The organism is Azoarcus sp. L1K30, from assembly GCF_018122735.1.
Classification (GTDB): Bacteria; Pseudomonadota; Gammaproteobacteria; order Burkholderiales; family Rhodocyclaceae; genus Parazoarcus.
In genome coordinates this window covers 1242740-1256587 of sequence record NZ_JAGRRD010000001.1, presented here as the reverse complement: position 1 = coordinate 1256587, position 13848 = coordinate 1242740, and the positions used below count along the sequence as shown (strand labels likewise).

The following is a 13848-nucleotide window of genomic DNA, read 5'->3' as shown; positions in this document are numbered from 1 at the left end:
AGGCGAGTGCTTGCTCGCCTCTTTTTTTTGTGGAGAGGAACATGCAGTTTTGACTCTTGATGGCGAGGTGCGACCGCCTTGCCCGGATCGGTAGATGGGGTCTTGAATTGAATTGCCGTAAAAGGCCCCAATCTCCGAATAACAACGCGACTCGATGGAGTGCGGATGAGAACTGATCCAATGCTTCCGAGCACGGACGCGCAAGCGTCCGTAAGAGGGGTGAAGCTTGCCCCGGACGACACCGCCGAGGTTCGTCGGCAAAAGCTCGCCCGCATCATCCTTGACGCCATGTACCAGTTTCTTGGTCTTCTCGATGTCAATGGCATTGTTCTTGAGATCAACCGGGCCGCTCTGGAGGGCGCGGGAATCGGTCTGGATGATGTTGTCGGGAAGCCGTTCTGGGAGGCTCGCTGGTGGGCCGTTTCGGAAGAGTCGAGAAATCGTGTGAGGGCGATGGTCGACCGGGCCGGGCAGGGCGAGTTCGTGCGCTGCGACATAGAAGTCTACGGCGAGCTCCAAGGGAAGAAGATCATCGTCGTCGATTTCTCCCTGACACCGATTCGTGACGACGAAGGGCGTGTTGCCTTCCTGCTTCCGGAGGGGCGGAACATCACCGAAAAGATCGCCATCGAGGCCGAGTTGACCCGCAAGAACGGCGAGCTGCAGTTGGCGCTCGAGAAGCTGCGCGAGATCGACGGGTTCAAGACCAAGTTCTTCGCCAACGTCAGCCACGAGTTGCGGACGCCTCTGGCGCTGATTCTGGGCCCGGTCGACCAACTCCTGAAGGAAGCCCCTTCGCAGGGGGAGCGAGAGCGCTTTCGACTGACGACAATCAAGCGCAATGCCCAGTCGTTGCTGCAGCAGGTCAATAACCTCCTTGACCTGGCCCGGATCGATGCGCAACAAATGCCCATGGCGTATATCTGCGCCAATGTGACTGCCCTGCTCAGGGAGGTGGCGGCCGGTTTTGCTGCCGAGGCCGAGGAACGATCGATCTCCTTGCTGATTGAAGGTGCCGACGAACTTTACGCGGATGTCGATCGCGCGAAGCTGGTGCGGATCCTGGCCAACCTTCTCTCCAATGCCTTCAAGTTCACGCCCGCTGGCGGCCGCATTCGCTGCTCGATCGGTCGTGTGGCGAATCGTCGCTTCCTGCTGAGCGTGCAGGACAACGGCCCCGGTGTCCCGCAGCAGATGAAAGAGCAGATCTTCTCGCGCTTCGCGCAGGGACAGGATGCCCTTTCGGGCAGCGGTAGTGGTCTGGGTCTGAACATCGTCAAGGAGTTCGTGGAACTCCATGTCGGGACGGTCGTAGTGCTGGATGCGCTTGGCGGGGGCGCGATCTTCCAGGTGGAGATGCCCATTCGTGCCCCGAAAGGCGCCTTCGTGCGGGAGAGAAGTGAGGAGGTGGCAGCCACTTTCGTTCAGACGATCGATCACAGCGAACCGCAGGTTCCGACCGCGATGGGCGACAAGCCAGGCAGCCCGAGGGTCCTGGTCGTGGAAGACAACCCGGATCTGCGTCATTTTCTCTACGACGTATTGATCGACGACTACAACGTCACGCTCGCCGAGAACGGTGCGGTGGCGCGCTCGTCGGTACTGGAAAGCCCGCCGGATCTGGTGATCACCGACTTGATGATGCCTTTCTGCGATGGCGAACAGTTCGTCAGGGAGATGCGTGCCAGCGGACGCCTTCCGAACATTCCGGTTCTAGTCCTCTCGGCACGCGCCGACGACGTACTGCGCGAGACGCTCCTGGAGGAACTGGTGCAGGACTATGTGACGAAGCCGTTCTCGCCGCAGGAGTTGCGGGCGCGCGTCCGCAACTTGGTAACGGTAAAGCGGATGGTTGATATTCTCCAGAAGGAGCTCAACTCCCAGGCCTCCGATGTGTGCGAATTGACTGCCGGGCTGGTCGCCAGCCGAAAGTCGCTGCAGGAAGGCCTCGTCGCCTTGCAGATCTCGGAGCGCCGGTGGCAGGGGCTATACAGGAATACCGCGGTTGGCATTGCGCTGGCAGACCGGGCGGGACGAATACTGAAAGCCAATCCCGCCTTGCAACGCATGCTCGGTTACGACGAAACGGAGATTGTCGGCGTTTCCTTTGTCGATATCAGCGACGAGTCGCAACGGGCGATGACCAAGCGGAACGTCGATGGCCTGTTCGACGGGGTCATCGACAACTACCACGTACAGAAGCGCTATGAAACGCGGAGCGGCGGCTTCTTCTGGGCGAATGTCAGCGTTTCACTGATTCCCGCGGTCGACCGGGAGGGCCCACGACTGGCGGTCATTGTCGAGGATGTCAGTTCCCGCAAGAAAGCGGAAAGTGCTCTCGCGGCCACCCAGGCGGAGTTGGCCAGGGTCTCGCGATTTACGACCATGGGTGAATTGGTCGCGTCCATCGCCCACGAAGTGAATCAGCCGCTTGCCGCCATCACTACCAACAGCAAGGCTGCGATACGGTGGCTGGCACGGGAGACGCCGGACCTCGACGAGGTGGCCGCTGCACTGAATCGGATGAACCGTGACGCCAGCCTGGCGGGGGAGGTCATTGCACGCATCCGCAATTTTCTCAGCATGGGCGGCATCAAGCACGAGGTCGTCGATGTGAGGCGCATGCTCGACGACCTGTTGTTGATGCTGCAGACTTTGTTGCTCGAGGCCGGCGTCGCAATTGATGTGTCGATCGCACCGGATCTGCCGAGGCTGGAGGCCGACTTGATTCAATTGCAGCAGGTCATGCTCAACCTGGTCGTCAACGCGGTAGAGGCAATGCGCGATCACCCATCCCGTGACCGGACGCTGACGATTACCGTGGTGTCCGACCCATTGGATGGGGCACGCTTCTCATTCAACGATACCGGTCCGGGTATTCCGCCTGAGATCGAGGCGACGATCTTCAACGCCCTTTTTTCGACCAAGGGAGGTGGTTTGGGTATGGGATTGGCCATCAGCCGTTCGATCATCGAAAACCATGGCGGGAGGCTCTGGCTGGAAACAACACCTGGCATGGGCGCAACTTTCGTATTCAACCTTCCGGTCAGCGCATGACGACAAACCCGGTTTCGTCAATTCCTGTGGTCTATGTGGTCGACGACGATGTGTCGGTTCGCGAATCCCTGAGTAGTCTGATTCGTTCTGCCGGAATGGCGGTGGAGGTCTTTGCATCGCCCTTCGAGTTCCTCGCAAAGGACACACTGAGCGATCTGTCCTGTCTCGTGCTGGATGTGCGCATGCCCCGTCTGGACGGGCTGGCCCTGCAGGAGAAAATTGCGGGGCTTGGCCGCGAGATACCGATCATCTTCGTGACCGGGCACGGCGACGTTCCGCTTGCGGTTCGCGCAATGAAGGCCGGCGCGATCGATTTTCTGAACAAGCCGTTCGATGACACGGACCTGCTGGATGCGATTTCGGTGGCGCTTTCGCGCGTCAGCAAACTGACGACCGAACGTAGCGAGTCGGAAACCCTGCGCCAACGCTTCGAAACCCTGACCCCGCGCGAGAGGCAAATCATGTTTGCGGTCGCCCAGGGGAAGCAGAACAAGGCCATCGCCTATGACCTGTGCGTAACGGAAAGCACGGTGAAGGTTCATAGGCACAATTTGATGTCGAAGATGAATCTCCGGTCGGTCGCCGAACTGACGCTGGCCATTGAGCGGCTGAAAAAATAGTCATGGGGGCCGCTGGTGGACGTTTGTACAGCGGCATGGCCGACTCGGCCAAACTTTGGCTCCACGCCTGAACCGCTGACTTGCAGTGATGGTGCAGACGCGTGTGCTCGTAGCGCTCGAACCGCAAGGCCTTACGGTTCGACTGTTCGGCCATGACCGTCAGCGCAACCACAGCCGCCATCGGTGTTGATCAGGTGATCGGCCATCTGGGAGAAGATATGGTTGAGTCCGTCGCGCAAATCGGCATCGATCACCTGCTCGGTAAGCGCCTGCGTCATGCAGAGCATCCACTCGTCGCGCATGCGCTGGTCCACCACATAGGGGGCATGTCGCATGCGCAATCGTGGGTGCCCCTTCTTGGCGATGTAAAGGGACGGCCCGCCTAGCCAGCCTGACAGGAATTCGAACAGGCTCCGGGTGCTGCCGGCGAGGCTTTCCGGGTGAATTTTGCGCACGGCGTAGGCCTCGGGCAGCGTGTCCATGAGTTCATAGAAGCGAGATACCAGCTGGTGCAAGGCTGATGCGCCACCCAGCGCTTCGTAGGGTGTGACGTGTGCTTGGAGTGTAGTCATCGATATTTCTTCAGGTAGGTGCTTTCAAAGAGCCGCTTGACCCAGTGAAAGAGGCGGGTCGGCGGCAGAATGAGCTGGCGCCGTGTGGTGCGAAACACCAGCGTGCCGTGGTCGATCGCATCGATGATGCAGATGAGTTCAATCTTGAACGTCTTGCACGGCGTTCCGCCGCGCAAGCCTGTCACCAGGTTCTCGGCCGCAGCTGCGGCCTGCAGGTCGGCCATGTGGGCCTGTTTGGGCATCCAGTCCGGGCCGGGGAAGCTGCCGGAGTCGCCGACAACGTAAACATGCTCGGTGCCGGCGACACGGCAGTGCGCGTCGGCCTGCAACAGGCCCCCCGGAGAGCGTTGAAGTTCGGTCTGGTCGAACCAGGCATTGCCGGTCATGCCGGGCATGAACAGGATCAGATCGGCCGGGAACGACCCGCCTTCGGTCTGCACGCGATTGGCCTCGAATCCCTTCATCTTGTGGCCCAGGTGGGTACGGATGTCGCGCCGCTTCATCTCGGCGAGCAGGTGCTTGACGGCCTTCGGACCGAGCCGGTTGCCGGGTTCATTGGAGGGGTTGAAGAACACCAGCTCGAACTTGTCGCGCCTGCCCTCGCGCCGGAGCTGTTCGTCGATACCGAACAGGAATTCGAACATCGGCCCGCCGCGCACCGCGGCAGGTTCGTTCGGATTGCCGGCAAAGCCCACGGCGATGGTGCCGTCCTGCAGCGCCTGCAGACGATCACGAATCTGCTCTGCGGCAGCAATGCCCTCGCATGGGGTGATGGCGTGTTCGATCCCGGGCAGCTTCTTGATGAAGCGCCCACCGCTGGCGATCACCAGCCCGTCGTTGGGGAAGTCACCGGCGCTGGTGGTTACCACACGACCGCCATCACGCAGGCCGGTCACTTCGGCTGCCACGTGGCGGACGTTCATGCGTCGGAAAAAGTTACCAAGGGGGACGATCAGCTGTTCGCGCGTGCGCAGGCCGCTCGGAATCCAGATGATGCCGGGCAGGTAGTGCAGTTCGGCTCGGGGGGCGATCAGCGTGATCTCGGCCATGCTGTCGCGCTTGCGGATTTCGCGGACGCAGGAGAGCGCGCCGAAGCCGGCGCCGATGATGGTGATGCGGGATGGAGATGTCATGCGTCGGGGCTCGGAAATCAGTGCGCTTGAGGAGGTTCTTTCGAAAGTCGTCACGTGCGCCAGGCAGGACACTGTTGGCCGCTGGGTGCAACGGGCTGAGGGTGTGTCGGGTTGAAGTGCATGTCCGTCCTTGCCTTGTGACTGGCGGGTGCGTGTCCGATCTGGATATGGCGTTCTTAACAAGAAGCGTGCCACCGGGTAGGTCGGCTCTTGGTTCATATGAATCAATGGCTTGAAGGTCGACGGTCGTCGATCCTGCTGGCCTGCGGGAGCTATTGCGCCAGGCTGGCAGACATTGCTGCCATGAATGGCAGCGGAGGCCGACGCGTTCTCCGGGCATTTTTCCGGCGCGGTGGCCCGCAGCGTTGAAGCAGCCAACACCTGACCCGATCGTCCAGGCACGAGCATCGATACATGGGTACTGAATGCCACGCGCCCTGATCGCCGTTGCGGCAAGAAGGTCGCAGATCCGCCGCACCGGCAGCAGTTCGCCCGAGCCCGCCGTCCGTGCGCGCGTTGAGCATGCTGTGCCAGGGTGTCTCTCGATACTCCCCAGGTATCGTGTTTTCAGAAATAAGGTATTGGACGGTATTTCTGCCGCTTCTTAGACTCTGTCCCGGATCGAATGAATCGCAGTCCCGCAGTCCGCCCCTTGAGGCGCAGCTGCGAGGGCGGACGGAGGAGATGAGGATGCGCCAGATCGAGAATTTCATTGCCGGCGAGTTTGTCGGTGCCGCCAGCGGGCGGCGCTTCGACAAGCGGTCGCCGTTGGACAACCGGGTGATTGCCTCGATCAGCGAGGCGGGGATGCCCGAGGTCGATGCAGCAGTCGCGGCAGCGCGTGCCGCGCTGCGCGGAGAGTGGGGCGCCCTCACGACCGAGCAGCGGGTCGATCTGCTGTATGGCGTGGCCGATGGCATCACCCGCCGTTTCGAGGACTTCGTTGCGGCCGAAATGGCGGATACCGGTCAGCCCTCGCATGTGATGCGCCATGTGTTCATTCCCCGTGGTGCGGCCAATTTCAAGGTGTTCGCAGATGTCATCAAGAATGTGCCCACCGAGGCCTTCCAGATGGATACGCCCGACGGGCGCGGTGCGCTCAATTACGCGATCCGCCAGCCCAAGGGAGTGATCGGCGTGATCAGCCCGTGGAATGCGCCCTTTCTGCTGATGACGTGGAAAGTCGGGCCGGCGCTGGCCTGCGGCAACACCGTGGTGGTCAAGCCGTCGGAGGAGTCGCCGCACACCGCGGCGCTGCTCGGCGAAGTGATGAACGCGGTGGGCATCCCGAAGGGTGTTTACAACGTGGTGCACGGTTTCGGTCCGGATTCCGCGGGGGAGTACCTGACCCGCCATGCGGGGGTGGATGCGATCACCTTCACTGGCGAGACGCGCACTGGCGCGGCGATCATGAAGGCGGCCTCGGACGGCATGCGCGATGTCTCTTTCGAGCTGGGCGGCAAGAACGCCGGCATCGTGTTTGCGGATGCCGATTTCGATGCGGCGGTGGAGGGCATCTTCCGCTCGGCCTTTCTCAATACCGGACAGGTCTGCCTCGGTACCGAGCGGGTCTACGTGGAACGCCCGATCTTCGACCGGTTCGTCGCCGCGCTCAAGGCCAGGGCCGAGGCGGTCAAGTTCGGCCGTCCTGAAGATCACGACGCCAACTACGGGCCGCTGATCAGTCAGGAGCACCGCCAGAAGGTGCTGTCCTACTACGCTAGGGCGGTGGAGGAGGGCGCGACCGTGGTGACCGGCGGCGGTGTGCCCGACATGCCCGGTGAGCTTGCCGAAGGCGCCTGGGTGCAACCCACCATCTGGACCGGTCTGCCCGAGACGGCGGCGGTCGTGCGCGAAGAGATCTTCGGCCCGTGCTGCCACATCCGTCCCTTCGACACCGAGGATGAGGTGGTGAATCTCGCCAACGACACCGATTACGGCCTCTCCACCACGATCTGGACCACGAACCTGACCCGTGCGCACCGGATGGCGGCGCGGGTCGAAGTGGGCATCACCTGGATCAACAGCTGGTTCCTGCGCGATCTGCGTACGCCATTCGGTGGCTCGAAGCAGTCTGGTATCGGCCGCGAGGGTGGGGTGCATTCGCTCGAGTTCTACACCGAGACGCGCAACGTGTGCATCAAGCTATGAATCAAGCTACTGCGCGTCCCGATCTTGCGACTGCGATGCTCACCGTACCTTTGTACGGCTGCGCTTCTCGTCCCAAGCTCGGGTCTGCTCGCGACGCTTGCTTCACAGCTTTCAGCGCTGAATATGACCTGACGGTGAGTGACGAATGAACGACGAAACCATCCACAAATACGGCGACGAGCTCTACGCCGCCTGGCGCGAGCGCCGCACCGTGCCGCCGCTGCTCGAACGCGAGCCGGACATCACGCTGGCTGATGCCTATCGCATCCAGCTGCGTTTCATCGAACGCCGCGTGGTGGCAGGCGAGAGCATCGTGGGCAAGAAGATCGGGGTCACCAGCAAGCCGGTGCAGGATTTTCTCGGCGTGTTCCAGCCCGATTTCGGCCAGCTCACCTCGGGCATGGTCTACCGGGAAGGCGACACCATCGACCTGAGCGCGCTGATCCAGCCCAAGGCCGAGGCCGAACTCGCCTTCGTGTTGAAGGCCGATCTGCAGGGGCCGGGCGTGACCGCGATGGACGTGATCCGCGCCACCGACTACGTGGTGCCGTGCTTCGAGATCGTCGATTCGCGCATCACCGACTGGAAGATCAAGATCCAGGATACGGTGGCGGACAACGCCTCATGCGGCGTCTATGTACTGGGCAACACCCGGGGCGATCCGCGCAGGCTCGATATCACGCTGGCCGGCATGGTGCTGGAGAAGAACGGCGAGCTGCATTCGACCGGGGTTGGTGCCGCGGTGCAGGGCTCGCCCGCCAACGCGGTCGCCTGGCTGGCCAACACGCTGGGCGAGCTCGGCATTCCGTTCAAGGCCGGCGAGGTGATCCTGTCCGGTTCGCAATCGGCCCTGGTGCCGGTGGTGGATGGCGACGAACTGGTGTGCACTGTCGGCGGGCTCGGCAGCTGCCGGGTGAAATTCTCCGGGAGGAGTGCAGCATGCGCATGAACGTCACCCTGTCGCGTGAAGACATCGTTCGCCTGTGCGAGCGTGTGGAAGGGGCGCAGACGCGCGCCTACGCAATTCCCAAGCTGACGGATGAATATCCGGGCATGACCATGGGCGACGGCTACGCCGTGCAGTCCGAGCTGCGCCGTCGCTTCCTGGCCCAGGGCCACAGGCTGGTGGGCTGGAAGGCGGGGCTGACCTCGAAGGCCAAGATGCAGCAGATGGGCGTGAGCGTACCGTCCATCGGCTTCCTGACCGACCGCATGGCACGGCCCGAGAATTCGGCGATCTCCACTGCTGACCTGGTGCATCCGCGGGTCGAATGCGAAGTGGCGTTCGTCATGAAGAAGACGCTGCGGGGGCCGAACTGTACCCGCGACGAGGTGCTGGCGGCGACCGACTACGTATTGCCCGCGGTGGAGGTCATCGATTCGCGCTTTTCGGGTTTCAAGTTCGACCTCGAGAGCGTGGTAGCCGACAACGGTTCGTCTGCGCGCTTCGTTGGCGGCGGCCGTGCGCGCTATGTGGAGGAGCTCGACCTGCGCACGCTCGGCGTGGTGATGGAGAAGAACGGCGAGATCGTCACCATGGGCGCATCGGCTGCCGTGCTGGGCCATCCCGCGGAGGCGATCGCGATGCTGGTCAACATCCTTGCCGATCTGGGCGAGGAGCTGCCCGCGGGCAGCTTCGTGATGAGCGGCGGCATTACCGAGGCGGTGGCGGTGAAGCCCGGCGACAGTATCGTCGCCCGCTTCCAGGAACTGGGCAGCGTGTCGATGCGCTTCGTCGAATAACCCCGAAAAGAGAGATAGACGCCATGCCAATCATCGAGATGCACATGATGGTCGGTCGCACGACCGAGCAGAAGAACAGGGTCGCTGCGGCGGTGACCGAGGCCGTCGCCGCCAGTCTGACCTGCAGCCCGGACACTGTCCGCATTCTCATTACCGAACACGCCGACGACGGCTTCTACGTCGCCGGCAAGACCATGGCCCAGCGCGCGGCTGCACGGGCCGAGGAGACACCACAATGAAGAAGATCCGCTGTGCGCTGATCGGCTCGGGCAACATCGGCACCGACCTGATCTACAAGATCCAGCGCAGCCCGGTGCTGGAGCCGGTGTGGATGGTCGGCATCGATCCGACTTCCGAGGGCTTGGCGCGCGCCCGCGACATGGGTCTCAAGACCACCGCCGAGGGTGTGGACGGCCTGCTGCCACATGTGCTCGACGACAACATCCAGATCGCCTTCGACGCCACCAGTGCCTATGTGCATGCGGAAAACAGCCGCAAGCTCAATGAACTGGGCGTGATGATGATCGACCTCACGCCGGCGGCCATCGGTCCGCTGTGCGTACCGCCGGTGAACCTGCGCCAGCATGCCGACAAGGTCGAGATGAACGTCAACATGATCTCCTGCGCCGGTCAGGCGACAATCCCCATCGTCAATGCCGTAGCCCAGGTGCAGAGCGTGGGGTACGCCGAGATCATCGCCTCGCTGTCTTCGAAGTCGGTCGGCCCGGGCACCCGCGCCAACCTCGACGAATTCACCTACACCACCTCGAACGCCATCGAAAAGGTGGGCGGGGCGCGCAAGGGCAAGGCGCTGGCCATCATCAATCCGGCGGAGCCGCCGATGATCATGCGCAACACCATCTACTGCCTGACCGACGAGAAGCCGGATCAATCGAAGATCATCGAGTCGGTTCTCAAGATGATCGGCGAGGTGCAGAAATACGTACCCGGCTACAAGCTGGTCAACGGCCCGGTGTTCGACGAAGTGCCACAAGGCCACCGTGTGGCGGTGTTCATGGAAGTGGCGGGCCTGGGCGACTACCTGCCCACCTACGCCGGCAACCTGGACATCATGACCGCCGCGGCCTGCCGCACCGCCGAAATGTTCGCCGAGGAAATCCTCGCCGGCAAGATTCAACTCAAAGCCGTGGAGGCCGCGTGATGAGCGAGAACAGTCTCAAGGGCCGCAAGGTCATTCTTCACGACATGTGCCTGCGCGACGGCATGCATGCCAAGCGCGAGCAGATCAGCGTCGAGCAAATGGTCAAGGTCGCCACCGCGCTGGATGGCGCCGGTGTGCCCTACATCCAGGTCACCCACGGTGCCGGCATGGGCGGCAACTCCCTGCAGCATGGTTTCGCCCTGGCCAGCAACGAGGAATACATCGGCGCCGTCGCCGCCGCGGTCAAGCAGACCAGAATCTCGGTATTGCTGATCCCCGGCCTGGGCACCATGCGCGAACTGCAGGCCGCCTACGAGGCCGGTGCCCGCAGCGTGCACGTGGCCACCCACTGCACCGAGGCCGATACGTCGCCGCAGCACATCGCCTACTGCCGCAAGCTGGGCATGGACACCACCGGCTTCCTGATGATGGCTCACCTCAACGACGCCAAGGGCATCGCCGCGCAGGGCAAGCTGATGGAAAGCTACGGTGCACAGACGGTCTATGTGACCGACTCTGCCGGCTACATGCTGCCCGAGGATGTGAAGGCGCGCGTCAAGGCGCTGCGCGACGTGCTCAAGCCCGAGACCGAGATCGGCTTCCACGGCCATCACAACATGGGCATGGGCATCGCCAACTCCATCGCCGCCATCGAAGCCGGCGCCAGCCGCATCGATGGTTCGGTGGCCGGTCTGGGCGCCGGTGCCGGCAACACGCCGCTGGAAGTCTTCCTCGCCGTGTGCGACCGCATGGGCATCGAGACCGGCGTCGATCTGTTCAAGCTCATGGATGTGGCCGAAGAGGTCATCGTGCCGATGATGGACCACATGGTCCGTGTCGATCGCGATTCGCTCACGCTGGGTTTCGCCGGCGTGTATTCCACCTTCCTGCTGCACGCCAAGCGCGCGGCCGAACGTTTCGGCGTGCCGGCGCGCGACGTGCTGGTCGAGCTGGGCCGCAAGAAGATGATCGGCGGACAGGAAGACATGATCATCGACACCGCCATGACCATGGCCAAGCAGCGCGGCCTGTTGAAAGACGTGGCATAAGGCCGAGACCGCTCGGCTGGATAACGACGGCCCGCCCACGCAGGCGGGCCGCATCACCCCAGATACTGGAGACAAGACAATGGCAATGAGAGGCATCCTTCGCCTGGGCGAAGTCCAGATCCGCGTGCTCGACATGGCGGAAGCCAGACAGCACTACGGCAAGTACATGGGCCTGCATGAAATGATGACCGACGCCGAGGGCAAGGTCTATTTCAAGGCGTGGAACGAGAAGGACCACCACAGCGTGGTGCTGCGCGAGACAGATCGCGCCGGCCTCGACCACTTTGCCTACAAGGTGTTCGACGACGCCACCCTGACCGAACTACAAGGCAAGCTCGAAGCCTTCGGCATCGAAGTGGAAAACGTGGCTGCCGGTGTCTATCCCAAGAGCGGGCGGCGCATCAAGTTCCGCATTCCCACCGGCCAGGAGATGCACCTGTATGCCGAAAAGGCGTTGGTGGGCAATACTCTGGGTGAGATGAACCCGGGCACGATTCCCGACGAGGGCGTCATCCGCGGCATGCGCATCGACGGGCTCGATCACCTGTTCATCCTCGGCCCCAACATGCCAGACAACGTGCGCCTGTTCACCGAGGTGTTCGAATTCGACCTGGCCGAAGAGCTGGTGGACGTGCCGGGCGGCAACCAGATCCTGACCTTCCTGAGCTGCTCCTCTCGTGCCCATGACATCGCCTTCGGCGTCCATCCCGAGCCGGACCGCTTTCACCATGCGTCTTTCCGCCTGAACTCCACTGAAGACCATGTGTACGCCGGCGACCTGATGGGCAAGTATGGCGTGCCTATCGAACAGAACGACCGTCACGGCATCACGGCGGTGAAAACCATCTATTTCTTCGACCCGTCGGGCAACCGCAACGAGATCTTCACCGGTGGCCACACCCGCTACCCGGACAGCCCCAGGCTGACCTGGACCATGGATCACCTCGGCCTGGCCGCGTTCTCGCAGTCGTTGCACGTGCCCGAGAGTTTTCTGGGCGTCACCACCTGATACGAGCACGAGAAACGGAGAACACCGTGAATAACATTCAGAACAACGCGGATCGCAAGGAAATCGCCGTGGTGGTGGGCGCTACCGGCGCTTTCGGCAACAGCATGGTCGATCGTCTGGTCGATGCGGGCCTCAAGGTCATCGCCGTGGCGCGCAGCGCCGATTCGCTGGCCGAACTGCAGGCGCGCCAATCGAGCATTGGCATCTGCGTGGCCGATATCTCCGACGATTCGTCCATCGCATCGATCAAGGAAGTGCTCGACCGCCCGGTGCGCGCGGTAGTCCATGGCCCCGGGGTGGGCGTGGCCGGCGGCATTCTGGTGGCGCCGACCGCCACCATGGTGGACGCGGTGAACATCAAGGTCGGCGGTCTGCTGCGCCTGACCCGCGCGGCGGACGAACACTTCAGTCGTGGTAGCCGCATCATCTCCATCGGCGGGCACTACGGTCTGGAGCCGACCGCCTATGCCGCGTCGGCGGGTGTCGCCAACGCGGCCCTGGTGAACGTGTCACGGCAACTGAGTCTGGCCTACGGGCCACGCGGCATCACCGCGCATGTCATCGCGCCCGGGCCAGCCGATACCGAGCGCTTGCGCAACGTCGCCAGAGGCCGTGCCGAACAGCGCGGCTGCAGTATCGATGCGGTGCTGGAAGAACTGAAGGAAGAGTCGTCCATCGGCGCTTTCACCACCCCGGAACAGGTGGCCTGGGCGGTCGCGATGCTGCTCGACCCCTGTGCCGATGCCATGACCGGCTCGACGCTGATGCTCGACTCCGGCCGCCGCCGCGGTCTGCCTTGAACCGAGAGGAGCGCCAACATGCCGATCGTCCATTTCCATCTGCTCGAAGGCGCGAGCACGCCAGCACAGGAAGAGCAGCTCCTGCTGGCAGCATGTCGTCTCTACGCTGAAGTGCTCGATGCGCCGATAGATCGCATCCGCGCCTTCATCACTGCCCATCCGACAGGCCGTTTCGCCGTGGGCGGCGAGCTTGCCACCTTCGTCACGGGGCACGCACCGTACTTCGATTTCATCGTCCTCGCGGGCCGTCCCGTCGACCAGCGCCACCGTCTGCTAGAGGGCTTCACGCGTTTGCTGGTCGAGATTCTCGGTGTCAGCCGCGAGATGGTGCGCGGTGAATGCCGGCAGGTCGCGCCCGAGGACTGGGGGATCGGCGGTATTCCCGCCAGCGCAGCGCGCAAGGCTGAAGTGGACGCGCGTACGGTGGCCGGGCAAGCGACAAGGCCTTAGTCGGCGCCCAATTCGTTTCTCCCTCCCCGGCCGGCACTGACCTCTCCCGAACCCGAGCGTCGGTCGGTTTCTTACCCCTTTGCGTCCGAATGGGCGCGAAGG

General features: G+C 62.8%; 13 protein-coding genes. 11 read left to right on the top strand and 2 right to left on the bottom strand.

Annotation, left to right across the window (positions count from 1 at the left end; all coding sequences use genetic code 11):
• Positions 1-165: 165 nt before the first annotated feature.
• Positions 166-3057 carry an ATP-binding protein gene (locus J5J83_RS05585; protein ID WP_212346415.1) on the top strand — a complete coding sequence of 964 codons (2892 nt, stop codon included), beginning with the start codon at positions 166-168 and terminating at the stop codon, positions 3055-3057.
• Positions 3054-3677 (top strand): response regulator, encoded by a 624-nt coding sequence (locus J5J83_RS05580; RefSeq protein ID WP_212346413.1) that lies wholly within the window; start codon positions 3054-3056, stop codon positions 3675-3677. The genes J5J83_RS05585 and J5J83_RS05580 overlap by 4 nt, the downstream gene beginning before the upstream one ends.
• A 131-nt stretch (positions 3678-3808) precedes the next feature.
• On the opposite strand, the gene J5J83_RS05575 is transcribed toward J5J83_RS05580, so the two are convergent.
• Both J5J83_RS05575 and J5J83_RS05570 read right to left on the bottom strand, forming a co-directional pair.
• Complete coding sequence (locus J5J83_RS05575; RefSeq protein WP_212346412.1) at positions 3809-4249, bottom strand: group II truncated hemoglobin; 441 nt, start codon at positions 4247-4249, stop codon at positions 3809-3811.
• Complete coding sequence (locus J5J83_RS05570) at positions 4246-5382, bottom strand: FAD/NAD(P)-binding oxidoreductase (RefSeq protein WP_212346410.1); 1137 nt, start codon at positions 5380-5382, stop codon at positions 4246-4248. Before J5J83_RS05570 ends, J5J83_RS05575 begins: the two co-directional genes overlap by 4 nt.
• A gap of 690 nt (positions 5383-6072) precedes the next feature.
• Here J5J83_RS05570 and J5J83_RS05565 point away from each other — a divergent pair.
• The 9 genes from J5J83_RS05565 to J5J83_RS05525 all read left to right on the top strand — a co-directional run bounded on the left by J5J83_RS05565 (position 6073) and on the right by J5J83_RS05525 (position 13746).
• Positions 6073-7533 (top strand): 2-hydroxymuconic semialdehyde dehydrogenase, encoded by a 1461-nt coding sequence (locus J5J83_RS05565; protein WP_212346408.1) that lies wholly within the window; start codon positions 6073-6075, stop codon positions 7531-7533.
• Between the two features lie 145 nt (positions 7534-7678).
• Positions 7679-8482, top strand: coding sequence for a 2-oxopent-4-enoate hydratase (gene dmpE / locus J5J83_RS05560; protein WP_212346406.1), 804 nt, complete (start codon positions 7679-7681; stop codon positions 8480-8482).
• Complete coding sequence (dmpH, locus tag J5J83_RS05555) at positions 8473-9276, top strand: 2-oxo-3-hexenedioate decarboxylase (RefSeq protein ID WP_212346403.1); 804 nt, start codon at positions 8473-8475, stop codon at positions 9274-9276. Before dmpE ends, dmpH begins: the two co-directional genes overlap by 10 nt.
• Before the next feature lie 23 nt (positions 9277-9299).
• The gene (locus J5J83_RS05550; protein ID WP_212346402.1) at positions 9300-9515 is read left to right on the top strand and encodes a tautomerase family protein; all 216 of its coding nucleotides are present in this window, start codon (positions 9300-9302) and stop codon (positions 9513-9515) included.
• Positions 9512-10438 (top strand): acetaldehyde dehydrogenase (acetylating), encoded by a 927-nt coding sequence (locus J5J83_RS05545; RefSeq protein WP_212346398.1) that lies wholly within the window; start codon positions 9512-9514, stop codon positions 10436-10438. Before J5J83_RS05550 ends, J5J83_RS05545 begins: the two co-directional genes overlap by 4 nt.
• Complete coding sequence (dmpG, locus tag J5J83_RS05540; protein WP_212346395.1) at positions 10438-11487, top strand: 4-hydroxy-2-oxovalerate aldolase; 1050 nt, start codon at positions 10438-10440, stop codon at positions 11485-11487. Before J5J83_RS05545 ends, dmpG begins: the two co-directional genes overlap by 1 nt.
• A 79-nt stretch (positions 11488-11566) precedes the next feature.
• A complete protein-coding gene (locus J5J83_RS05535) occupies positions 11567-12496 on the top strand; it encodes a catechol 2,3-dioxygenase (protein ID WP_212346392.1) in 930 nt (309 codons plus the stop codon).
• Between the two features lie 26 nt (positions 12497-12522).
• On the top strand, positions 12523-13296 hold the full coding sequence (locus J5J83_RS05530) for an SDR family oxidoreductase (RefSeq protein WP_349251864.1): 774 nt from the start codon (positions 12523-12525) through the stop codon (positions 13294-13296).
• Between the two features lie 18 nt (positions 13297-13314).
• Positions 13315-13746, top strand: coding sequence for a tautomerase family protein (locus J5J83_RS05525; protein ID WP_212346389.1), 432 nt, complete (start codon positions 13315-13317; stop codon positions 13744-13746).
• The last annotated feature ends 102 nt before the right edge of the window (positions 13747-13848 follow it).

What these genes read in the sequence shown, in the direction of transcription:
- J5J83_RS05585 (WP_212346415.1), top strand. Translation starts at nt 166, where the DNA reads ATGAGAACTGATCCAATGCTTCCGAGCACGGACGCGCAAGCGTCCGTA.
- J5J83_RS05580 (WP_212346413.1), top strand. Translation starts at nt 3,054, where the DNA reads ATGACGACAAACCCGGTTTCGTCAATTCCTGTGGTCTATGTGGTCGAC.
- J5J83_RS05575 (WP_212346412.1), bottom strand. Translation starts at nt 4,249, where the DNA reads ATGACTACACTCCAAGCACACGTCACACCCTACGAAGCGCTGGGTGGC.
- J5J83_RS05570 (WP_212346410.1), bottom strand. Translation starts at nt 5,382, where the DNA reads ATGACATCTCCATCCCGCATCACCATCATCGGCGCCGGCTTCGGCGCG.
- J5J83_RS05565 (WP_212346408.1), top strand. Translation starts at nt 6,073, where the DNA reads ATGCGCCAGATCGAGAATTTCATTGCCGGCGAGTTTGTCGGTGCCGCC.
- dmpE (WP_212346406.1), top strand. Translation starts at nt 7,679, where the DNA reads ATGAACGACGAAACCATCCACAAATACGGCGACGAGCTCTACGCCGCC.
- dmpH (WP_212346403.1), top strand. Translation starts at nt 8,473, where the DNA reads ATGCGCATGAACGTCACCCTGTCGCGTGAAGACATCGTTCGCCTGTGC.
- J5J83_RS05550 (WP_212346402.1), top strand. Translation starts at nt 9,300, where the DNA reads ATGCCAATCATCGAGATGCACATGATGGTCGGTCGCACGACCGAGCAG.
- J5J83_RS05545 (WP_212346398.1), top strand. Translation starts at nt 9,512, where the DNA reads ATGAAGAAGATCCGCTGTGCGCTGATCGGCTCGGGCAACATCGGCACC.
- dmpG (WP_212346395.1), top strand. Translation starts at nt 10,438, where the DNA reads ATGAGCGAGAACAGTCTCAAGGGCCGCAAGGTCATTCTTCACGACATG.
- J5J83_RS05535 (WP_212346392.1), top strand. Translation starts at nt 11,567, where the DNA reads ATGGCAATGAGAGGCATCCTTCGCCTGGGCGAAGTCCAGATCCGCGTG.
- J5J83_RS05525 (WP_212346389.1), top strand. Translation starts at nt 13,315, where the DNA reads ATGCCGATCGTCCATTTCCATCTGCTCGAAGGCGCGAGCACGCCAGCA.